The 21,093-nt window shown below is 59.8% G+C and carries 21 protein-coding genes and 2 pseudogenes; 16 read left to right on the top strand and 7 right to left on the bottom strand.

The window, feature by feature from the left end; translation table 11 throughout:
• Nucleotides 1-117: 117 nt before the first annotated feature.
• The 7 genes and pseudogenes from FHX09_RS30515 to FHX09_RS19260 all read left to right on the top strand — a co-directional run bounded on the left by FHX09_RS30515 (nt 118) and on the right by FHX09_RS19260 (nt 4,392).
• Nucleotides 118-506 (top strand): annotated as a pseudogene (locus FHX09_RS30515) (hypothetical protein).
• Complete coding sequence (locus tag FHX09_RS30510; protein WP_348649181.1) at nt 503-790, top strand: RES domain-containing protein; 288 nt, start codon at nt 503-505, stop codon at nt 788-790. The pseudogene FHX09_RS30515 and the gene FHX09_RS30510 overlap by 4 nt, the downstream one beginning before the upstream one ends.
• A 27-nt stretch (nt 791-817) precedes the next feature.
• Nucleotides 818-1,030 carry an RES family NAD+ phosphorylase gene (locus FHX09_RS30505; RefSeq protein ID WP_348649183.1) on the top strand — a complete coding sequence of 71 codons (213 nt, stop codon included), beginning with the start codon at nt 818-820 and terminating at the stop codon, nt 1,028-1,030.
• Between the two features lie 499 nt (nt 1,031-1,529).
• A pseudogene (locus FHX09_RS19275) lies at nt 1,530-2,019 on the top strand (tyrosine-type recombinase/integrase); the annotation flags it as partial.
• Nucleotides 2,020-2,362: 343 nt separating this feature from the next.
• A complete protein-coding gene (locus tag FHX09_RS19270) occupies nt 2,363-2,902 on the top strand; it encodes a sigma-70 family RNA polymerase sigma factor (RefSeq protein WP_184450515.1) in 540 nt (179 codons plus the stop codon).
• Nucleotides 2,889-3,656 carry an anti-sigma factor gene (locus tag FHX09_RS19265; RefSeq protein WP_184450514.1) on the top strand — a complete coding sequence of 256 codons (768 nt, stop codon included), beginning with the start codon at nt 2,889-2,891 and terminating at the stop codon, nt 3,654-3,656. The genes FHX09_RS19270 and FHX09_RS19265 overlap by 14 nt, the downstream gene beginning before the upstream one ends.
• A 19-nt stretch (nt 3,657-3,675) precedes the next feature.
• The gene (locus FHX09_RS19260) at nt 3,676-4,392 is read left to right on the top strand and encodes a Bax inhibitor-1/YccA family protein (protein WP_132590347.1); all 717 of its coding nucleotides are present in this window, start codon (nt 3,676-3,678) and stop codon (nt 4,390-4,392) included.
• Between the two features lie 137 nt (nt 4,393-4,529).
• Here the strand turns inward: FHX09_RS19260 and FHX09_RS19255 are convergent, their stop codons facing one another.
• The 3 genes from FHX09_RS19255 to repA form a co-directional block, all read right to left on the bottom strand.
• Entirely contained in the window at nt 4,530-5,663 is a 1,134-nt protein-coding gene (locus FHX09_RS19255; RefSeq protein WP_184450513.1) for an RHE_PE00001 family protein, read from the bottom strand.
• Nucleotides 5,664-5,831: 168 nt separating this feature from the next.
• The gene (gene repB / locus FHX09_RS19250; RefSeq protein ID WP_184450512.1) at nt 5,832-6,815 is read right to left on the bottom strand and encodes a plasmid partitioning protein RepB; all 984 of its coding nucleotides are present in this window, start codon (nt 6,813-6,815) and stop codon (nt 5,832-5,834) included.
• Nucleotides 6,812-8,008 carry a plasmid partitioning protein RepA gene (repA, locus tag FHX09_RS19245; protein WP_183720556.1) on the bottom strand — a complete coding sequence of 399 codons (1,197 nt, stop codon included), beginning with the start codon at nt 8,006-8,008 and terminating at the stop codon, nt 6,812-6,814. Before repA ends, repB begins: the two co-directional genes overlap by 4 nt.
• Nucleotides 8,009-8,208: 200 nt before the next feature.
• Between repA and cobF the strand changes: the two genes are divergently transcribed.
• The 5 genes from cobF (at nt 8,209) to FHX09_RS19220 (ending at nt 12,531) form a co-directional block, all read left to right on the top strand.
• Nucleotides 8,209-8,976: a precorrin-6A synthase (deacetylating) gene (cobF, locus tag FHX09_RS19240; protein ID WP_132590355.1), complete on the top strand. Its 768-nt coding sequence runs from the start codon at nt 8,209-8,211 to the stop codon at nt 8,974-8,976.
• A 66-nt stretch (nt 8,977-9,042) separates the two neighbouring features.
• The gene (gene cobG / locus FHX09_RS19235) at nt 9,043-10,407 is read left to right on the top strand and encodes a precorrin-3B synthase (RefSeq protein WP_184450511.1); all 1,365 of its coding nucleotides are present in this window, start codon (nt 9,043-9,045) and stop codon (nt 10,405-10,407) included.
• Between the two features lie 2 nt (nt 10,408-10,409).
• Entirely contained in the window at nt 10,410-11,042 is a 633-nt protein-coding gene (locus tag FHX09_RS19230; protein ID WP_132590359.1) for a precorrin-8X methylmutase, read from the top strand.
• Nucleotides 11,039-11,770 carry a precorrin-2 C(20)-methyltransferase gene (locus tag FHX09_RS19225; RefSeq protein WP_132590361.1) on the top strand — a complete coding sequence of 244 codons (732 nt, stop codon included), beginning with the start codon at nt 11,039-11,041 and terminating at the stop codon, nt 11,768-11,770. The genes FHX09_RS19230 and FHX09_RS19225 overlap by 4 nt, the downstream gene beginning before the upstream one ends.
• Nucleotides 11,767-12,531 (top strand): precorrin-3B C(17)-methyltransferase, encoded by a 765-nt coding sequence (locus FHX09_RS19220; protein WP_183720548.1) that lies wholly within the window; start codon nt 11,767-11,769, stop codon nt 12,529-12,531. Before FHX09_RS19225 ends, FHX09_RS19220 begins: the two co-directional genes overlap by 4 nt.
• Here the strand turns inward: FHX09_RS19220 and FHX09_RS19215 are convergent.
• Nucleotides 12,495-13,265: a cobalt-precorrin-6A reductase gene (locus FHX09_RS19215; RefSeq protein ID WP_132590365.1), complete on the bottom strand. Its 771-nt coding sequence runs from the start codon at nt 13,263-13,265 to the stop codon at nt 12,495-12,497. The two genes, FHX09_RS19220 and FHX09_RS19215, sit on opposite strands and share 37 nt — an antisense overlap.
• Between FHX09_RS19215 and cbiE the strand changes: the two genes are divergently transcribed.
• Both cbiE and cobM read left to right on the top strand, forming a co-directional pair.
• Nucleotides 13,264-14,496 (top strand): precorrin-6y C5,15-methyltransferase (decarboxylating) subunit CbiE, encoded by a 1,233-nt coding sequence (cbiE, locus tag FHX09_RS19210; protein ID WP_184450510.1) that lies wholly within the window; start codon nt 13,264-13,266, stop codon nt 14,494-14,496. The two genes, FHX09_RS19215 and cbiE, sit on opposite strands and share 2 nt — an antisense overlap.
• A 10-nt stretch (nt 14,497-14,506) precedes the next feature.
• A complete protein-coding gene (gene cobM / locus FHX09_RS19205; RefSeq protein WP_184450509.1) occupies nt 14,507-15,268 on the top strand; it encodes a precorrin-4 C(11)-methyltransferase in 762 nt (253 codons plus the stop codon).
• A gap of 19 nt (nt 15,269-15,287) precedes the next feature.
• On the opposite strand, the gene FHX09_RS19200 is transcribed toward cobM, so the two are convergent.
• The gene (locus FHX09_RS19200; protein WP_184450508.1) at nt 15,288-16,100 is read right to left on the bottom strand and encodes a TIM barrel protein; all 813 of its coding nucleotides are present in this window, start codon (nt 16,098-16,100) and stop codon (nt 15,288-15,290) included.
• A 691-nt stretch (nt 16,101-16,791) separates the two neighbouring features.
• On the opposite strand from FHX09_RS19200, the gene FHX09_RS19195 reads away from it, so the two are divergent.
• Nucleotides 16,792-17,565, top strand: coding sequence for a response regulator transcription factor (locus FHX09_RS19195; RefSeq protein WP_132590373.1), 774 nt, complete (start codon nt 16,792-16,794; stop codon nt 17,563-17,565).
• A 121-nt stretch (nt 17,566-17,686) separates the two neighbouring features.
• On the opposite strand, the gene FHX09_RS19190 is transcribed toward FHX09_RS19195, so the two are convergent.
• Nucleotides 17,687-18,643, bottom strand: coding sequence for a sterol desaturase family protein (locus FHX09_RS19190; protein ID WP_184450507.1), 957 nt, complete (start codon nt 18,641-18,643; stop codon nt 17,687-17,689).
• Between the two features lie 253 nt (nt 18,644-18,896).
• Here FHX09_RS19190 and FHX09_RS19185 point away from each other — a divergent pair, with 253 nt between their 5' ends.
• A complete protein-coding gene (locus FHX09_RS19185; protein ID WP_184450506.1) occupies nt 18,897-19,799 on the top strand; it encodes a DMT family transporter in 903 nt (300 codons plus the stop codon).
• Between the two features lie 16 nt (nt 19,800-19,815).
• On the opposite strand, the gene FHX09_RS19180 is transcribed toward FHX09_RS19185, so the two are convergent.
• A complete protein-coding gene (locus FHX09_RS19180) occupies nt 19,816-20,484 on the bottom strand; it encodes a response regulator transcription factor (protein WP_132590379.1) in 669 nt (222 codons plus the stop codon).
• Nucleotides 20,485-21,093 lie beyond the last annotated feature (609 nt).

Genomic DNA, 21,093 nt, shown 5'->3' with positions numbered 1-21,093 from the left:
TCGTCGTTACCGGTTCGGGCAGTAGCAACTCGCTGTGATAATCGTCGAGGAGAAGGCACTACTCGTCAAAAAACTTGATGTGCATATACTGTGCTTTGAAGTGAGCGGAGATTAGATATGGCACAGGCTCAGATAGCACATCCTTACGCAGTCGTTTCCGGGTTTGTCGATAGCCTTCGCGAGCCGCGGACACCTTATATTTCGCGTCGCGCCTGTCGAAGGCGCTCGGCGTCAAGGTGGCCAACCTTGCGGAGTTGACCGGCGTTCATCGCAATACCTTGCGCAATCCATCCTCCGAGCGCTTGCAGGGCAGGATGCGGGAAATGATCAAAGCAATCTCGGCTGCAGCCGAGCTGAGCGGCGATCTTCAGAAGGCAATCTATTGGTATCGAAACGAACCGATTGCTGACTACGGACATCGCACAGCCGCAGAGCTTGTTGCGGACGGTGAGATCGAGGCTGTGTTAGCGTATATCCGGGACCTGGAGAATGGAGCGCGCGGGTGAAGATCACCCGTATTGGCCCAAACGCGGTCATTCATCGCTACCTGACACCGAAATGGGCATTTCTTCCGACCAGCGGAGCCGGCGCCGCCATTGATGGCGGCCGCTTCAATCGCCCCGGCGTGGAGGCTCTCTATCTTTCCCTGGCACCCCAGACCGCGCTCGAGGAATATCGACAGGGCGCGAGCATAACACCGCCGGCTACGCTTGCCGCGTACAAGATCACGCTTGACGAGGTCGCCGACCTTTCGGAAGGCTTCGATCGGCTTCAATGGGATGTCGCTTGAGCTCGATGGGACTGTGCATGGCGAAAGATCGCTCGGATCGACAAGAAGGTGCCTCCGTCGTGGAAGCTGGCTGACGAGGTCATTTCGGCCGGCTGTCGGGGGCTTCTTTTTCCATCACTCCGGCACGCCGGCGGAACCAACCTGGTAATTTTTCCGGCCAATCTCGCTGCTGGCGATGAAGTAAGTGTACACGATCCAGACAACCGATTGCCGCGCGATCAGTCGTCTTGGCCGCACTAGCAACGACTCTCCAACACCTCACATCTATCGCGGATATCGGCCGGTTTCGGGGCAGGGGAATGAAGCGCATCCATGACGAGTGGATGCGTAATCTTGCCGCCGACACACATGAATTGCCCATACAGCGCCTGATAGCCACGCGTGACAGGATGAGGGCCGTCCTGCCGGAGGCAGACGTGGCGAACTATCGCCCATTGATCGCAGACCTTAAACTACCAGACTTGGACGATCGGCATGTCCTCGCAGCCGCCATCGCCGGGAAAAGCCTCCATCATCGTCACCTGGAACCTCAAGGATTTTCCGGCACCAGACCTCCTCCACTACGGCGTGACCAGGCAATCTCCGGATGATTTCCTGGTCGACCTGCGCGTTGCGTTTCCCGACGCACTCATCTCCAGCGTTAAGCGTGCGCGGTTTAATCTGCGCAAGACAAGGCCATCGGTCCGGCAGGTCGCGCAACGGTTCCATGCCGAAAGCAGAGAGAAAGTGCTTCGTCGTCATGCGCCGCTCGGAAATCACTGGCTTGGACCTCGGCCGCGACCAGACGGACGACGGACGCGGCTGGATCGAAATCTTTGACAACGGCCTACTCGTCACCCTGCGCGGCAAGACTGGCTGGCGCGAGGTGGAGATCGGCCGCGGCTCGTCCGACGCCACCTGCCCGGTTGCGACCGCCGAAACCTGGATCAAGTTTGCCAAACTCGCCAGAGGTCCCCTCTTCCGTCGTGTGACCGGTCAGGGCAAAAATGTCGCCCCGGACCGCCTCAATGACCAGGAAGTGGCCCGCCTCGTCAAGAAGACGGGGTCGCCGCCGGCATACGCGGTGATCTTCCCGATATCGAACGGGGACTGAAGTTTTCAGGCCACTCGCTGTGCGCCGGCCTCGCCTCGTCGGCCGAAGTCGACGAGAGCGCTACGTCCAGAAGCAGCTCGGACATGCCTCCGCCGAAATGACCCGCCGTTACCAGCGGAGTGAACCTGCTCCTTAATTAGAACTGGTGCGCTGATAACCGACCTGGGCGTTCTGGTCGGGAGAGGAGAATGAAGCAAACTATTCGCGGAAGCGGCGGTAAGCATAATGCCAAAGCGTTGCATGATCTCATGTTGAACATGTCCGGCGCTCCACGCCACGTATCCGCGCGTGCGCCCGCGGATACGCGGATAGTGGTAAGCCAATTGGCGATCTCGTGTTCCTGGGCCTTGGGCAAATCACGCGCGCGCGTTGTCGCGACACAACCTTGTCGGCTTCCGCGAGCCGTCTATCACTGATTCTCGTTCGAAATTTTTCTCGACGGCTGGAATAATTCGTCGCTCGCATCCGTATACTCAATCATGGAACGGAAAGAACGCCCATTCGATGTCATCGGCCAGCTTGCAGCGCTTCGGCGCTATGCGCGCTCGCTCGTGCGCAATTCGGATGATGCGGAAGATCTCGTTCACGACGCGCTGCTGCGGGCCTACGAAAAGAAGCAGAGTTTCCGCCGTGGCGGCAACCTGCGCACCTGGCTGCTATCGATCATGCACAATGCTCACATCGACCGCATCCGCCAGGACCGCTCTTTGGCACGTCGGCACGAGGAAGCCGCCGTCGAGACAGAACAATCGCTGCAAGCCGGCCAGGAACACGCCGTCCGTCTCCAGCAGGTGCGAGACGCATTCTTCCATCTGCCGGAGGAACAGCGAGAGGCGCTCCATCTGGTCGCGATCGAGGACCTTTCCTACCAGGAAGCAGCGGCAGCCCTCGGGATACCGATCGGCACCTTGATGTCGCGCATTTCGCGCGCCCGCGCGCAGCTTCGTGAGTTCGAGGAGAACACGCCACGCGCTGCGCACTTGAGACTAATCGGAGGGAACGGCAATGAAGGTAATTGATCCTGTCATCGACGCTGATCTCGATGCTTATGTCGACGGAGAACTCGACGTGGCGCGCCGCATTCAGGTCGAATCCTTCCTTTCAGAAAACCCCGCCATTGCCGCGAAGGTCATGGCTGACCTGAGCATGAGGGGTGAATTGCGCCTCGCGCTCGCCAGCGAAAGTGCATTCGGTCGTCCGGAAACGCGCGATGCAGCTCGACGCCTGGAGCGCGGCCTCACCTATGGTCGCATCTTCCATTCGATGCAGCGGATTGCGGCTGTCGTCATTCTGGTCGCCGCAGGCTGGGTCGCGCACACCTCCTTCGGCGCATTTACAGCAACGGAGGTTGCCGCCTCGGTGCCTGCCCCGGCCTATGTTGAGGATGCGGTACGCGCCTATCAGACGGCAATGCTGCGCCAGTCGGTGCCGTCTCAGTCTGTGGCGAGCTACAAGCCAGAGGACATTCGTGCGGCAACTGCGATCGTCATGCCGCAGCTGCCGGAAGACTGGACGATTTCTGACGTGCAGATCTTCCCGTCCGAGTTCGGCCCGAGCGTCGAGATGGCGATCAAGACGGCGGACAGCAAGCAGCTTTCGCTGTTTGCCGTGAGACCCGGTGCATTCGCAGTGCGGTCCGTAAGCCACGTCGCGCTCGACAAGGCAGAAGCTGCCTACTGGCAGATCGGCGATGTGGCCTATGCGCTCGTGGCCGGCGATCGCGAAATAAATCTGGATGCGGAGGCCGATCGGCTCGCCGGCACCCTTTATTAGTTCAACCGAGGAGATCAGTATGAACCCGACCAATCCGCGTTTTGGCTACGGCTCAGCCGCCGGCTCGCAGGCGCTCTTCGACGAGGGCCTGCGCCAGCATATGCTGCGCGTCTACAACTACATGGGCCTCGGCCTCGTTATCACGGGCATCGTCGCCTTTATCGTCGGCAGCACGCCGGCGCTCTATGTGCCGATCTTCCAGTCCCCGCTCAAGTGGGTCGTGATGCTTGCGCCGCTCGCCTTCGTCTTCTTCTTCTCATTCAAGATCCAGACGATGTCGGCCAGCGCTGCACAGATGACCTTCTGGGCCTTCTGCGCAGTCATGGGCCTTTCGCTCGCATCCGTCTTTCTGGTATTCACGGGCACGAGTATCGCACGCACCTTCTTCATTGCCGCGACCATGTTCGGCACTACCAGCCTTTACGGCTATGTGACCAAGCAGGATCTCTCGCGTTTCGGCTCGTTCCTGATGATGGGCCTGATCGGCGTGATCATCGCAAGCATCGTCAATATCTTCCTGGGCTCGAGCGCCCTGCAGTTCGCGATCTCGGTGATCGGTATCCTCGTCTTCGTCGGTCTGACGGCCTACGACACGCAGAATATCAAGACGCAGTATTCCGAGAATTACGATCAGGAATCGAACCAGAAGCTTGCCGTCTTCGGTGCGCTGTCGCTCTACCTGAACTTCGTCAATATCTTCCAGCTGCTGCTCAATTTCACGGGCGAGCGGGAGTAAAGATAAGCGCTTCTGGGGGCAAAGGAAGCGCTAGGGCGCCCGGTCCGCACTCTGTGACAGGATGCGCGGATCGGGTGCTCACTCAACGAAAGCGGCCCGGGTCTCCACACCCGGCCGCTTTCGTTTTTGACCTCCGATCAGATGATACCCCAGGCACGGTAACGCCCTCGCCCGGTGATTTCGCGGATGCCAATGTCATTCAGCAGATTGAGCGCGCCGCGGCTCGTCACCCGCAGCTCGCGGGCCACCATTGCCGAGGAGACCATCGGCCGCGACAGAACGAAGTCCGCAAGCTGCGGCAGGCTGCTGTTCGAGCGACGATCCCTGAAGCGGATTTCCATCTGCGTGCGCGCCAGCGAAAGACGGTCCATTTCCTTCAGGCCCGCGGCAGCGCTCTCTACCATTGCCTCAAGAAACGCCTGCAGCCGCGTCAGCCGGTCACGCGCACGCCGTCGCTCGTGGCGTATTGTCTTGAGGCCGGCATAGAAGGCAAAAAGGTGCGACGTGACCTTGCCGCGTGCGCGCAGATAGCCGGCAACGAGGAGACCTCCGAGCCAATGCTGCCGGCGGAGAGGTTCGATCCTCTCCCAGGCATCAAATATCAAAGCTGCGCCAAGCGTCGCGGGTAAGCCGTCGGCGATGACGACAGTTTTACGCCATGCGCGAAGACGCGCCGGCTCGTCCCATTCCTCATCATCGAACAAGCCGAGGGGATCGTCGTTCCGCTTCTCACGAGCGCGGTCGGATGTGTCACTCAGTTCGGGAGCGCCGAGACGGTTATGACTATCCAATAGTCGCTGCGATCTCTCCAGGATCGCATCGATCTCGGCCAGTTCAGCGGAGAGAAGGCTATCCGTCGCACCATCTACATCCTCATCGACCAGGAACCTTGCGCTCTTGATCTCCAGGGCTGCCCCCTCCCCTTCTATGCCGCCGGCCAGGGCCGACAGTCCCGAGGGACCGAGCGCCCAGTCCGGCGCTGCCGTCCAGATGCGACGTCGCACACGCAGGATCGAATGGGCAATCGTCAGTTCGTGGCTTGGCGTGCGCGTATCCATATGGGCGTCGTGCAGGACGAGGTCCTCGACGTGGATCAACTCACCAGCGACCCAGAGGGCACCGACGGCATCGAAAAAATGCCGGCGCTCGGCAAAGCCTTCTGCGACCGCTGCACGTGCCGCCCGCTCATCCAGCCTCGCCAAGCCATCCTCGGCCTCGACAATCGCGGGCAACAGGCTGACCAGCAACGGACTGTCGATTTCATAGCGCATTGTTAGTTATTTTGATTTCCCTGCAACGGAACCTAAATCACGCTTAACTTCCGTCATGTATGGCATGATTGATCTGCGCATTCAAACCGCCGGACAGCAAAAATTCCCTCTAAATGCTGGAGATGCGGCGTTGATTGGCAGGGTCAGCGTCCGTGCCGGCTTCGGAGGCTATTTTCCACTCTTGAACGCCTCGTAGAGTTCGTCGAGGCGGCGCGAGATGTAGTCGCCAAAGTCCGCCGCCTCGCCCGTCTTCAGCGCGAGGGTGAAAGAATCGCCGGCGCTTTTGATGCGGCCTTTGATCTTACCCGATTGCTTCGGGGACCATTCGTACTCGGTCACCGCCTGCCTGTCCGGCCTCCGTGCCAGTTCGGTGACGACGAGTTCAAAGCGGCGATCGCTGTCTTGAGCAGCGAACTGTGCCGAGCCAAGCAGACCCCGCAGGCGGGACGCCGTCGCATTGGTCCAGCCCTGCGCGAGCGCAATCCATTTGCGCCGTCCAGCGGCCGGCGCGGCACCTATGGCCATAATCACATCCATCGGTATGCTCTTGGCAACCGAGATCAGTTTCGACAATTCCGTCTTGTCGGTCGAAAGCGCCTTCATGATGACGGGTCGCTCGAAGCCCTTGCTCTCGAGATTGAAGGCAAAGACGGCGCGTTCAACATAGGACAGGTTGCGCCTTGCGGAATTCTCGATGCCTTGCGCGATGACGACGTCGACATCGTCAAGTTTCCGGATGATCGCTTGCACCTTACGCCCAAGCAGCCGTAGCGCCTGAAGCCGCCGGTGCCCATAGACGACTTGAAAGCGCGTAGCGTTCTCGGGATGCTGCCGAACGAGAATGGGGACTTCCTGTCCATTCTCCTCGATCGACCTCACCAGTTCGTCGGCAAGATCCTGCGGCAACTCGGCCAGTCGATCCCTGACAAAGGACATGTCGACGAGGTCCGGATCGAGCTCAACGACGCGCTCGCCGGAGAGCAGCGCCTCCTGCATCGCCCTACTTTCTTCTTCCATGCGCCCGAGCGTCAGCGCCATCGAACGAACCGGACCTGCGGGGCCGCGCAGCGGCGTTTCATCGTCCGGGTTGGCCGCGGCCAACTCCTGCGCGGTATCGTCGAAAAGCCCCTTCAGTCGATCGCGTCTGCTCATGTCCGGCCCCATGCTTTGTGAATTCCCGCCAGCACTTCACCGTTCGCCGCGTTCACCGATTCCAATGCTCGGTCATAGGTAGAACGCCGGACCTGCCCTCTCTCGATCTCGTAGAGCGACTGCTTCGTCAGCCCGGCATCGGCGATCGCCGTGGACTTTAGGATGGTCGCCGTCAGCACGTCGTCGCTGAAAAGGTTGCGCAGCAATGCCACGATCTGCGACTGCGGGGCATCGAACGGTTCGTGGCGCGTGACCACGTATTTGATGAAGTCATGTTGCAGGTCGCCCCCCGCCTTGCGCACGACGGACAGAAGATCCGATGTCATCAACAAAAACTGCGACATCGACGCAACGTCGACCATCTGCGGGTGGATGGTGATGAGAAGCGACGTTGCCGCGCAGACGGCGCCGAGCGTCAGATAACCAAGCTGCGGTGGGCAATCGATGACAACGACATCGTAGTTGGCCTCGACTTCTGAAATGGCAACGCCGACACGCCGGAAGAACACCTCCCCGGTCCGCTGGCGATCACCGAGCGCGCGCGGTGTCTCGTGCTCGAACTCCATCAATTCGAGATTTCCTGGCACGAGGTCGAGCCCGTCGAAGTAGGTCTTGCGCACCACGTCCTTCAGCGAGCGGCGGCTCGCGTCATAGCGGATCGCGCCGTAGAGCGTATCGCCGTCAGCCAAATCGAACTCCGGCTGGACTCCAAGCATGGACGACAGAGATGCCTGAGGATCGAGATCGATTGCCAGCACACGGTAGCCGTTCAGCGCCAGATATTGAGCGAGATAAAGGGTGGTCGTGGTCTTTGCCGAACCGCCCTTGAAATTCGTCACCGCAACCGTCTGCAGCTTTTCGCCTGGCCGCCGCCATGGAAGATAGGACAGCGCATCCTTCGGCTTGATCCGCACCATATGGTGCCGCAACGCGTTGATCTGACCGAGCGTATAGGAACGCCGGCCATTGAGGGAAACCTCCGGCTGCGGCCCCTTGCCGTCGAGCGAGAGCTGGCGCAGATATCCGTCGGATACGCCGATCATCTGCGCGGCTTCCCCGGATGTGAAAGTCCGCAATGTCTTCTGTGACAGTGGCGGAAAGAGCTTCTCTCGAAGAAGCTTCAGCTGACGTGAAAGTTGGTTGGCGTGCCGCTCGATGCGCACGTCCGTCGTCGATACGCTAATGTTGTCCAAAACACCCGATCCCTATCAATGCGCTTTTCTATCAACATCGCGCTAAAAAGCGTATCGAAGATGCCATGATTCGCGAATCGCGACAATAACAGCCATGGCTGGCAGACATTCGCGAAGTTGGCCGCGGCCAACTTCGGCCCGGGCACTTGCGGAGACGGGTTGGCTGCGCCAGAAACGACCAGAATTGAAGGGGAAAAGGCGTGCGACACATCCACATCATCGGCATCGGGACGGGAAATCCCGAGCATTTGACCGTCCAGGCGATCAACGCGATGAATGCCGTGGATGTGATCTTCATTCCGACCAAAGGTGCTGAAAAGGACGGACTTGCCGCTGTCCGACGAGAAATCTGCAACCGCTACGTCACGAACAACAAGACTGAGATCATCGAATTTGCGGTGCCCAAGCGCACCACAGCCGACCGGACCTATCTCGAAAGCGTGGATGCCTGGCATGCCGCCATTGCCGAGACCTATGTCAGGCTGATCGAGGGCCTGCCAGAAGCCGGTACGGGTGCCTTCCTGATCTGGGGCGACCCCAGCCTCTACGACAGCACCATTCGCGTTCTCGAGCGTGCCCGGCAAGCCAGTCGTATCGTCTTCGAATTCAGTGTCATTCCCGGCATTACAAGTGTCCAGGCGCTTGCCGCAAGCCACCGTATTGCGATCAACCTTGTTGGAAAACCGCTTGAAATCACCACGGGTCGGCGTCTTGTCGAGCAAGGCAATCGGGCCGACAGCACGGTCGTGATGCTCGATGGCGAACTCGCCTTTTCAAAGATCGATGACCCCGACGCGGAGATCTTCTGGGGTGCCTACCTCGGAACCCCGGACGAGATCACACGCGCCGGCCGATTGGCGGACGTTGCTGACGAGATCGTCGCGCTCCGGGCCGAAGCGCGGGCGCGTCACGGCTGGATCATGGACATCTATCTGCTGCGCAAGGGGCATGATTTCGACGATCTTTGACATGGATCATGGTTTTGCGATGATCGCGCCGATCATGTAAGGACGTGATCGAAGGAATTGGCGACGATGGCATTTGGCGAACAGACGGCGCGCAACAGTCGGGAAGAGGCCCCCTCGGCCTGGATGCGCCGTGGCGCCTGCCCAACGCTCGCTATGCCGATGCAAACCGGTGACGGTCTCCTGGCACGGCTGCGGCCCGCCGGCGGCATTCTTTCCATCCCGCAATTCATCCAGTTGGCCGAGGCCGCCCAAAGACACGGGAACGGAATCCTCGAGATCACGGCGCGCGGCAGCCTGCAAATCCGCGGCCTGCGACCGGAGACCGTCCAACCGCTCGCCGCAGATCTCAACACCGCCGGTATCTCGGTTCCCGCCGGCCCCGTGATCGAGCTCTCGCCGCTGCATGGCATCGCGCCTGACGAGATCGGGAAGCCAGCTAAGATCGAAGCGCTGCTGCGCGAAGAACTCGCTGCGGAGCTTCTTTCGCCCTTGCTTGCGCCGAAGCTGTCAATCCTGATCGACGGCGGCGGCACGTGTGGCCTTGCTGCACTTACCGGTGACATTCGTGTGACCGCGGTTTGCGCTGGCGTCTGGCGGGTTGCCATCGACGGCAACGAGCGAACGGCCCTGCCATTGTTGACGGGAAACGCCGATACGGCAGTTCGGGCGGTGGGAGATCTGCTTCATCTGCTCGTTTCGCTTGGCCGTCACAAGCGGTGCCGTGATATCGAGCGTGAGCATCTGCGGTCAGCTTTCCCTTCGATGGAGGCCATGCCGCTTGCAGGTACGCCCGAGTGCAAAAGTCCTTTGGTCGGCACCCTCGCCCTGTCCGACGGTTCCGCGGTTCTCGGCCTTAGGCCTCGCTTCGGCCAAATGCACGCCAGCGAGCTTGTTGCATTCCTTGGCGCCGCCGAAGCGCTCGGCGCAACGCAAGTCAGGCCAAGCCCTAAGCGCGTCTTATTTTTGGCTGGGCTTTCTTCTCAGTCAGCCGCAACCCTTGCGCAAATGGCACCCCGGTACGCTCTGTCTGCCGACATCGATGATCCGGCGATGCACATCGCTGCGTGTGCAGGCGCCGGTGCCTGCGCTTCAGGCCGTTTTCAGACCAAGGTTCGCGCCGAGAGGTTGGTCACGATCGCTCCTGAATTGCTGGACGGTTCGATGGTTGTTCACCTCTCCGGCTGCGCCAAGGGTTGCGCCCATCCACGACCCGCTCTTTGTGTTGTCGGCGCCGAAGATGGTTACCATCTCATACTGGACGGCGTAGCGTCGGATATTCCCGATGCACAGATTGCTAGCGGCGACATCGATTCCGCTATAGAGAAACTCGCTCGCCTGATCAAAAACGAGAGACAAGCTGGCGAATCGGCTGCCGCATGCCTTAGACGGATCGGCAAACACGACGCCATAAGGGCGCTGCGACAGGGATAGGAATGCCTGACTACGACTACATTCACAGCGGGGACGCGATCTACGAGCGATCCTTTGCGATCATTCGCAGCGAAGCTGACCTTTCACGGTTTTCTGTTGAGGAAGCCGATATTGCCGTGCGGATGATCCATGCATGCGGGCTCGTTGAAGCGGCAGAGCATTTCGTGTTCTCGCCCGGCTTCGTCAGCGCCGCGCGTGCCGCCCTGCACGACGCAGCACCGATCTTTTGTGACGCGGAAATGGTGGCACACGGTGTTACGCGTAAGCGCTTGCCGGCCCACAACGACGTGCTCTGCACCTTGCACGATCCGCGCACGGCGGAGCTTTCAAAGCAGACCGGCAACACGCGCTCGGCAGCGGCGCTCCACCTTTGGCTGGAGCGGATGGCAGGCAGCGTCGTCGCCATCGGCAATGCCCCGACAGCCCTCTTCCATCTGCTTGAACTGCTTCGAGACGGCGCGCCGAAACCGGCAGCGATCATCGGCATGCCGGTCGGTTTCGTCGGCGCAGCAGAATCAAAGGATGCCTTGGCGCAAAACTCCTACGGCGTACCGTTTTCGATTGTGCGTGGCCGCCTCGGTGGCAGCGCGATGACGGCAGCCGCCCTGAACGCTTTGGCGAGAGCTGGCCTATGAAGAATTCTGGCCGTCTTATCGGCGTCGGCACTGGTCCCGGCGACCCGGAGCTCCTGACCGTCAAGGCTGTCAAGGCGATCGAGGCAGCACATGTCGTTGCGTATTTTGCCAAGCAGGGCAGGGGCGGTAACGGCAAGGCGATCGTCGAGCATCTGTTGAACGCAGAAAAGACGCTCCTACCGCTCTACTATCCGGTGACGACCGAGATCGAAAAAACGGACGAGGCCTACCAGGGTCAGATTACTGCCTTTTACGATCAATCAGCGGCTGCAGTGGCCAGGCACTTGGAAAACGGTCTCACCGTCGCCGTGCTGAGCGAGGGCGACCCCCTGTTTTACGGCTCCTACATGCATCTGCATGTACGCCTGGCAAACCGCTATCAGACCGAAGTCATTCCCGGGATCACCGCGATGTCAGGATGCTGGTCGCTCGCCGGCATTCCAATCGTCCAGGGAGATGACGTGCTCTCCGTACTGCCGGGAACGATGGCTGAGGCCGAGCTGCAGCGCAGACTATCGGACACGCAGGCCGCTGTGATCATGAAGGTGGGACGCAACCTTCCGAAGATCCGCCGCGCGCTCGAGGCATCCGGCCGGCTCGCCGAGGCCGTCTATGTGGAGCGGGGCACAATGGTCAATGCGGCGATGACGAAACTTGCCGACAGGCCGGATGGTGATGCGCCGTACTTTTCGCTGGTGCTCGTGCCCGGTTGGGAGGCCGCCCGATGACCGGGAAGCTCTTCGTGATCGGGACGGGCCCGGGCAATCCGGATCAGATGACACCGGAAGCTACCGACGCCGTTTCCCAGGCAACGGAGTTCTATGGATACGGACCCTATCTCGACCGGCTGCGCCTCAGATCCGATCAGCGGCGGCAGGCATCCGACAACCGGGAGGAGCTGGATCGAGCAGCGGCCGCTCTGCATGCCGCAGCAACCGGCGCGACCGTCTGCGTCGTTTCCGGCGGCGACCCGGGCATCTTTGCCATGGCCGCGGCCGTTTGCGAAGCCATCGATAGCGGTCCGCAAGAATGGCGCGCCGTTGATCTGGTCGTGCTCCCGGGGATTACCGCCATGCTTGCGGTCGCCGCCCGCATCGGGGCGCCACTCGGCCACGATTTCTGCGCAATATCACTCTCTGATAACCTAAAGCCTTGGAATATAATAGAGAATAGACTTTCTGTGGCTGCGCAGGCGGGCTTCGTCATCGCGCTCTACAACCCGATCAGCAAGGCACGGCCCTGGCAATTGGGCAAGGCGTTCGAACTGCTGCGCTTAGCGTTGCCCGCAACAACGCCAGTGATTTTCGGCAGGGCTGCGGGACGTCCCGACGAACGCATCACGATCCAGCCACTTGCCGAAGCCGACGCTGCGACCGCGGATATGGCAACCTGCGTCATCATTGGCTCGCCTGAGACGAAGGTGATCGCCCGAGACGGCAAGCCGGACCTCGTCTACACGCCGCGGTTCATCGCAGGGGAAAACAGGTGATCGATCGCCGCCAGCATCGCTTCGATCGTGGTGACCGTCTGCAAGGCAGCGGCCGGCACGCGCACGACCATGATCACCTCGATACCGAGCCTTCGCGCCGCCTCGATCTTGGCATAAGTCGCCGAACCGCCGCTGTTCTTGGTCACCAAGGCGTCGATGCGATGACTGCGAAGCAGCGAAACTTCGCTTTCGACATCGTAAGGGCCGCGATCGAGGACCAGCTGAACGTCGGGAAGGACAAGCGGCGGCTCGACAGGATCGACGCTACGCACGAGGTAAAAGTGCTGGGGCGCGACTTCGGCGCGATGCGCTTCCTGGCGACCGATCGCCAGGAAGACCCGGCGAGGGGAGGGGCCAAGCCTCTCAATGGCTTCTGTGACGGTCGCAACATGCGTCCACCGATCACCAGGTTCAGCCACCCATTCTGGCCGGCGCAGCGCGAATGCGGGAATGCCGATCGCCGCCGAGGCCTCGCTGGCGTTTCTGGAGATGCGAGCTGCAAAGGGATGCGTTGCGTCGATCAGGAGGTCGAAGCTACCATCACGCAGAAAAGCAGCCAGTCCGTCGACGCCACCAAAACCGCCGATGCGAACAGGAACCGGTTGATCGCACGGTTTTTCCGTTCGGCCAGCGAGCGAGAGCAACACATCGTACCGGCCGGTGTTCGTGAGCGCTTGGGCGAGGGAGCGCGCTTCGCCGGTGCCTCCCAGCATCAGGATGCGGATTTTGCCCATGTCTGATATGCCTTCCGCTCCCAGCCAACGCTGGCTGACTATTATCGGCATCGGCGAAGATGGTCCAGCCGGGCTAGGTGACGAGGCCAAGCGATTGATCGCTGCCGCGTCCGTCGTCTTTGGCGGAAGACGGCATCATGAGCTGGCGGCAGCAATCATCACCGGCAAGAGGCTCATCTGGGAAAGCCCCTTCGAGAAGTCCGTTGAGGCGGTCGTTGCGCACCGTGGCTTGCCGGTCGTCGTCCTCGGCTCGGGCGATCCGTTTCTTTATGGCGTTGGCGCGACGCTATCGCGACGCATCGGTGCCGAGGAAATGCATGTCATCCCGGCCCCATCCTCTTTCAGCCTGGCTGCCTCGCGGCTCGGCTGGCCACTGCAAGAGGTGGCCAGTGTTTCGCTACACGGCCGCCCGTTGGATCTGATCCGACCGCACCTGCATCACGGCAGGCGGATCATCGCATTGACGTCGGACGGCGAGACACCAGACCAACTCGCGGAGCTTCTCCGCGTCTCCGGCTTCGGCCAATCCGAACTGCACGTTCTTGAGGCGCTTGGCGGGGAGCGCGAGCGGCAGCGTCACGCGCGCGCCGATCGCTTTGACCTTGCGGAGATCGACCCGCTGAACGTCTGTGCGATCGAGGTTGTGGCAGGGCAGGGGGCGCGGACGATTGTCTTCACACCGGGGCTCGATGACGCCCTTTTCGAGCACGATGGCCAGCTAACAAAGCAGGACGTCCGTGCAATCACGCTTGCCGCGTTGGCCCCGTGCCATGGCGAACTGCTCTGGGACATCGGCGCCGGCTCCGGCTCGATCGGCATCGAATGGATGCTGGCCGACCCATCGCTGCGGGCGATCGCCATCGAGCAATCGAGCGAGCGGGCCGCGCGCATCGCAAGAAATGCGCTTGCCTTCGGCGTCCCCGGCCTTGCGATCGTCGAGGGAACCGCCCCCGAGGCGCTTGCGAACCTGCCGGAACCCGACGCGATCTTCGTCGGCGGTGGCGGCAGCGAGGCAGGCGTGCTCGAGGCAGCGCTTGAAGCCCTGAAGAGGGGAGGGCGTCTGGTTGCCAACGCCGTGACGCTTGAGATGGAGGCAATGCTGCTTTCGCTGCATCGGCAGTACGGCGGCACGCTGACCCGTATTGAAATCGCACGCGCAGCACCCCTCGGCGGCATGAACGGTTGGCGTCAAGCCATGCCCGTCACCCAGTGGCGCTATGGAAAGAAGTGAGACAAAGCAGATGACGACAGTGCATTTCATCGGCGCCGGGCCGGGTGCGGCGGACCTGATTACGGTGCGCGGCCGCAACCTCATCGGCAAATGCCCAGTCTGTCTCTATGCGGGCTCGATCGTGTCCCCGGAACTACTGCAATACTGCCCGCCTAACGCGCGCATCATCGATACGGCACCGATGTCGCTGGACGAGATCGAGGCTGAGTACCTGCGGGCCGCCGCAGCCGGCGAGGACATTGCGCGATTGCATTCGGGCGACCTTTCCGTTTGGAGCGCCGTTGCCGAGCAAATCCGCCGGCTCGAAAAGCATAGCATCGACTACACGATGACGCCCGGCGTGCCCGCCTTTGCGGCGGCAGCCGCCGCCCTTGGCCGGGAACTGACGATTCCAGCCGTCGCGCAAAGCCTGGTGCTGACGCGCGTTTCGGGTCGTGCGTCGCCGATGCCGAACGACGAAACATTGGCGCAATTTGGCGCGACCGGCTCAACATTGGCCATCCACCTTGCCATACATGCGCTCGAGCAGGTTGTCGCGGAACTGACGCCGCTCTACGGCGCCGACTGCCCCGTCGCGATCGTCGCCAAGGCGTCTTGGCCGGATGAACTGATCATCCGGGGGACGCTTGGCGACATCGAGGCAAAGCTGAGCGCCGAGCCGATAGAGCGAACGGCGATCATCTTCGTCGGCCCGTCACTTTCGGCCAGCGATTTTCGTGAGAGTTCGCTCTACGACGCCGCATACCAGCGACGCTTTCGTGGCAGAGGGTGAGGGGGAGGGGCTACGCGGCTCAGACCTGCGCCGAAAGGTAGTCCATGCTCGCCCGCAACGCCTTTGCCGGATCCTTGAGATGGTGCACTTCGGCAGCGAACGGCTCGAAGGAGAACGGTCCGGCATAACCCGCCTCTACGAGTGCACGCATCTGCCCGGCATTGTCCAGACGATCATCTGCCGCCACCAGCACGCGGTGAGGATCGCGCATATCCGCGATCGAAACGTCAGGGTCGCTGACACCAGAGATATGAACCAGCCCGGTCAGGTCGGGAAAGAGCTGTCCTTCGCCGGCAAGATGATGATGGAACGTGTCATGGACCAGCTTGAACGTCGATCGGGCCGACACGGCATCGATCGCCGCCGCGGCCTCCGCCTTTGACCGTAGGGAACAGATCTCGAAGCCCAGCGGCTCCACAAGCCCTATGATCCCGGCGGCCTCGAGCATCGGCTTCAGTGCCGCCAGCGACTGGCGCAGATTCTCCTGACGCTCGCCGTCGGCTCGGCCGGTGCCGTCGTTCTTGGGAACAAGAACGAGCGCCTTTGCGCCGCACGCTTTCGCAAAGCTGATCAACGCCTGCGCTTCCTCCGCGCGCGCAGCGTTCCATTCATTGAAGCGCTGCAGCGCATTGATCGAGATAATGGTCAACGCGTGTTGTCGTGCCGCCTGCGCGATCACCTCTGGTGTGGTTCCATCGAGGATCGCATTGCCCGTGAGATCATTGCGTATCTCGACTGCATCGATGCCAAGCGACGTGGTCAGCGCAAAGAAATCTTCGATCGGCAGCGACGGCGCCGCCATGTGGTTGAGGGCAAAACGAAGCGATGACATTTCCGGGCTCCTCCTTAAGCCTTGAACATCCCGGGAGGGTGCTCTTGCCTTTAGTTTCTCTACCCGACTTCCCGATGCGATCCACCTCTTTGCATAAATCCCCACTTTCATCCTTGAGAGAAAATCACCCCCGATGATGTAATGACCTCACACGATGAGACTGAACGCACTCCACAGGGAGCACAGTGAACACTTGACGGGAACGTCGATAGTGGGACTGCTACGACAGCAACTGCAGCCTAACTATCAACGGCTGAAACCGGCACAACTCGCAGCTACGGCCAAACTTAAATGCGCCTGATAAGAGTAGTTTCATTGAAGCAACCTAATTTCAATAACATCTGTAAGGAATTTTATTCCTTCCAAGATCAATACCACTCACTGCATGCCGATGTACTTTCGCTACTGAGAAAATACATTCCGAGTTTTCCGAAAAGAAAGCATATTTTTATATACTCCAACTCTCAGCATTAACCGTCTGAAATATTTTTGTATTGCTTATTAGCATCCATGTATGTAGTTTCTTAATAAAGTAGAAACCATGCGATCAGCAGACTTGTGATTGATCATACGAAGTACTTCTACTTTGGAGGCATACTAAGGGGATCATCAAATCGTTCCGGGGTCGTCGCAAAGTATTGCATTCATTACGCACGACTATTCTCCGGAACTCTAGGGGTATGAGGCTAGTATGAATTACGTACCTTCGGAATTTGAAAGCGGACGGATACCACTGAATAGGCTTCGGCATGATGCGGTGACATCAAGGGCGAAAGCGGACTTCGAGCATTCTGACGGGGCGCAAGACGATGATCGCTGCGTGCTGATTATCGACGCCAGAACACTTGAACGTCAATGCCTTGCAACAACGCTGAGGGCGAATGGTCTGCGCATGGACGCCCTGACCGTTGCTTCAATTGGAGAGTGGCGCGAAGAGAAAGACAAGGACCAGCCTGTTGGTGCGGTCCTGCTCAACATCGCCGGTCGCAGGATGGATGACGCCACCCTGTACGATGAGATCAAGCACATAACGTCGGAAGTCGCGCCAGCGCCGGTTATCATTTTGGCGGATGGTGACGACCTGAACCAGACGTTGAAGGTCCTTCAATACGGCGCTCGCGGTTTCATTCCAACCTCTGTCGGGATCGAGGTCTGCGTCGAGGCAATTTCCCTGGCGATCGCAGGCGGGACCTTCATTCTCGCAAGTGGCGCCTTCTGCCCTGGTGCAGCGGCCACAGTTGACCGGAACCAGCAGCAGCGGCCGAATGAACTATCGCGCCTGTTTACGCTGCGGCAAGCCGAGGTCGTGCAAGCGCTTCGCAAAGGCAAGGCCAACAAGATCATCGCCTATGAACTCAACCTGCGCGAAAGCACGGTCAAAGTTCATATCCGAAATATCATGAAAAAGCTGAAGGCGACCAACCGCACGGAAGTTGCCTACAAGCTCAACGACATGTTCCAGTAATTATGGAAGATTAAGGCAGGGAGGCGCGCAGCTGTTGTCTGCGCGCCTTCTTCGATTGCGCGACTTTATCTGCAATAACGAGAGTATCTGCAATAAAGAGTCGCAAAAACGCTGCCAGATCTTACTCATACGCCGTGTGTTCCTTTTGGGGCGCGACGGTCGGCTGCGGCTTGTGGCGACGTCCTAGTATCTGTCTGAACCCTCTCGCCGAAAACGGTTGAACGAGCTGGGCAACGAAGCCCTCGGCAATCCGTCCACTGATCCCGATCTCAGCCGGCGGTCTGCGAGGCGGATTGAAATACGTCCCGAATATCTGATCCCATAAAACGAGATTCTCGCCGTAGTTGGTGTTTCCCTCGGAAAGCACCTTCGAATGATGCCAGCGGTGCAAGCGCGGGGTGCTGAAAATCCGGTCGAGCGGGCCTGTCCTGACATCCATGTTGCAGTGGGTGAGAAGGCCGATGAAAGCTGTCACCGCGCTGATCCAAAGGAAAACGGGGAGGGGCGCCCCCAAGACATAGAGCGGGATTTGGCTAAGCGCGATCTTGAAGAGCGAATCGACGACGTGAAAGCGGCCGGTATTGACAACCCACAGGCGTTCGACGCTGTGATGCAGGGCATGAAACCGCCACAACGAAAGGATCTCGTGCGCGGCGCGGTGCGCGACATAGAGACCGAATTCGGCGATGACCAAACCCAGCGCGACCTGGAAGGCAAGGGGCCGGTGGTCCGGCCATACCGCCGCAGGCGACGTGACCGCTGGCTGCACGACTGTGGCAATCGCCATTGGGGCAGACGCTCCAATGGCCGCGGCAAGTTGTACGCCACCCTTGGTCAGGAGCGTATGTGCGATGTCGTTGAAAGTTTCGCCATCATGCTTCAGCCATTCCTGCTCATAGGGCATCAGCCGCTCGAAGCCTGCGATCGCCGCGACGATCGACAGATAGACGACGTTGAACCACAACAGCGGCGCGCCTGTATGAAAAGCCCAGCCGGCCCCACTCAATCCCGCGGCGAAGAGCGCTGGCCACAATGCCCACGACGTCGCCATGTAAAGTGCCGACTTGCCCTCATTCATCACGCGCACCCTCTACCTTGCCTCTGACGTCTTATGATACACCGGACTTGGGTGCGTCAGGCAAGGCCCGAAGCGACGATCTGTCATAAGGCCACACCCTTGAAGCAACTGACAGGCGCGGACCAGCCGGATACGTCGAAAATGCCTGCTGGCCGCCCGACGGCAACTTTGCCGTGTTGATTTCTTGCGATTGTCACGCGGCGGGCTTCTTGATAGGCATCATCCATAAGATGTAATCCCCCGCCACAGGCCAATGCTCCAACGATCCCATGACCACGCCGCGAGCCCGCTCGTCGGAATTGCGCTTGCTTCTTCCGGCTATTCGCTATTTGCCATTCAGGACGCGGTGGTGAAGTGGCTGGTGGCCGATTACGCGGTTCCGCAAATCCTCTTCATGCGCAGCATCATGATCGTGGTTATCGCCGGCGTCATGGTTCAGCGGCTGCGGCATCCTTCAATATTAAAAAGCCCGCACCGGAAGTCCCTGCTGTTGCGCGCAGGGCTCATGCTTGCGGCATGGATGGCCTACTATTCTGCTGCACGCCACCTCGGCCTCGCCGAGATCACCACGATGTATTTCTCAGCGCCTATCATGGTGGTCCTGCTATCGATCCTCGTCCTCAAGGAGAACGTCGGGCCGATGCGATGGTTCGCATGCATAGGCGGCTTCGTCGGCGTGCTGCTCGCCGCCAATCCCGCCGAAGCACCAAGCCTTGTGCCCGCAGGGATGGTCATCTTCGCCGGTTTCTGCTGGGCGTGGAGCACCGTGCTTGTTCGCCTCGTCAGCCGCACCGAAAGCACCGCGAACCAGATGATGGCAACAAGCTTTGCCTTCGTTGTCGCCTGCGGCGCGACGCTGCCGTGGTTGTGGAAGACACCGGATCTTTTCGGCTGGATGCTGATGATCGGCCTCGGCTTCGTGGCTGCAGCCGGCCAGTATCTGCTCTACGAGGGTTTCCGCCATGCACCTGCTTCGACGCTGGCGCCGATGGAATATAGCGGCCTCGTCTGGGCGTTTCTTTACGGCTATCTCATCTGGTCGGAAGTCCCGACGGTCAATGTCGTGGCAGGTGCCGGGCTGATCGTCGCCTCCAGCCTCACGCTTGTATGGTGGGAGCGTCGGCAGATACTCTGCGCCACCCGGCTGTCTACGTAGGGCGCCGGCCACGCCGTCAAGTGTAAGCCCTCTGCACACTAGCCTCGTGCGCCACGCTCAGCTTCTGAGCGGCCAGCACGACTTCGAGCCGGTTTCGAGCGTCGAGCTTCTGCATCAGGACGGTCATATAGTGCTTCACCGTCTTTTCGCTGATGTCGAGACAGCTCGCAATCTCCCGGTTGGTATTGCCACGCATCAAGTAGCCGACGATCTGCTCTTCGCGGGCGCTCAACCGGAGATGCACCTGCGTCTTTCGACGTAGCGCCTCGGTCTTCATCGACATGATTACCTTGGTGGCGAAACCGGGCGTGATGAAGGTATTGCCGGCATAGACCGTGCGGATAGCCTCATGCAAATCAGAGGCGGTGCTGCCCTTCAACACGTAACCGGAAACACCCAGACCCAAGACCTGGATCGCCGACTCGATACTGGAGCTGGCAGTAAACACGATGATGCGGGTACGCTGATAGCGCTGCAGCATGATCTCGATCGCGGAAAGCGCGTCGCCAGGCATGCTCAGGTCGACCACAATCACATCAGGGTCGAGTTCCTCGACAAGCTTCAATGCATCAACCGCATTCTCCCCTTTGCCGACAATCGCCAGATCTTCCTTGTTTGAATAGAGACTGACCAATCCTTCGAGTAGTATTGGATGATCATCGACGAACGCTACTGAAATCGCCATGCCGCTCCCCTCTCATTTTAAGTACTACCCTAGCGCACCAACACGTGTTTTTGAAGATAATACTTAAGTGATAGTTAAATCAGTCTACGATGGGACAATGTCTCTTTCACTACACATTTCGTTTCAGTAGTAAAATCGCGCTACCCCCCGCCAATACTTTCGTCATCCGGTCAGGAATAGCTGAATCGGCATGAGAAGGCCGAAAATGTGGGCGCGAGCTAGCGGAGACAACAGGCAAGGCGCTCATTTTGAGCAAGGACCAAACGGCACTATCTCGAGGATAAACCAGCACCCCTTAATACCTTGGAGACCTCTAATAATAGCATCCGCCGCCGTGTTAAAAAATGGTTAACATCCATCCCACTCCTACAACGATAGAGGTATATATTATTGCAATACATGGCGCGGCAGACAACAGCCTGCAATTGAACTTGAAATGCTCCGTCATCCAGCACGGTTGCTGTGTCGGTGGTCGTTGCCGACCTGATGTCAATGCCGCCCTAGTCCCCTCCTTGCTACTCCTCCCTGAATGCCTTCATCATCTGGTCGGTGAATGGCTTGAGGAGGTATGAGAGAGCGGTTCGTTCGGCGGTCTGGACGAAGACTTCG

It is taken from the genome of Rhizobium sp. BK538 (assembly GCF_014197575.1).
Taxonomy (GTDB): domain Bacteria; phylum Pseudomonadota; class Alphaproteobacteria; order Rhizobiales; family Rhizobiaceae; genus Rhizobium.
Note: the sequence above shows the minus strand (reverse complement) of the source record. Positions and strands in the feature narration are given on the sequence as shown.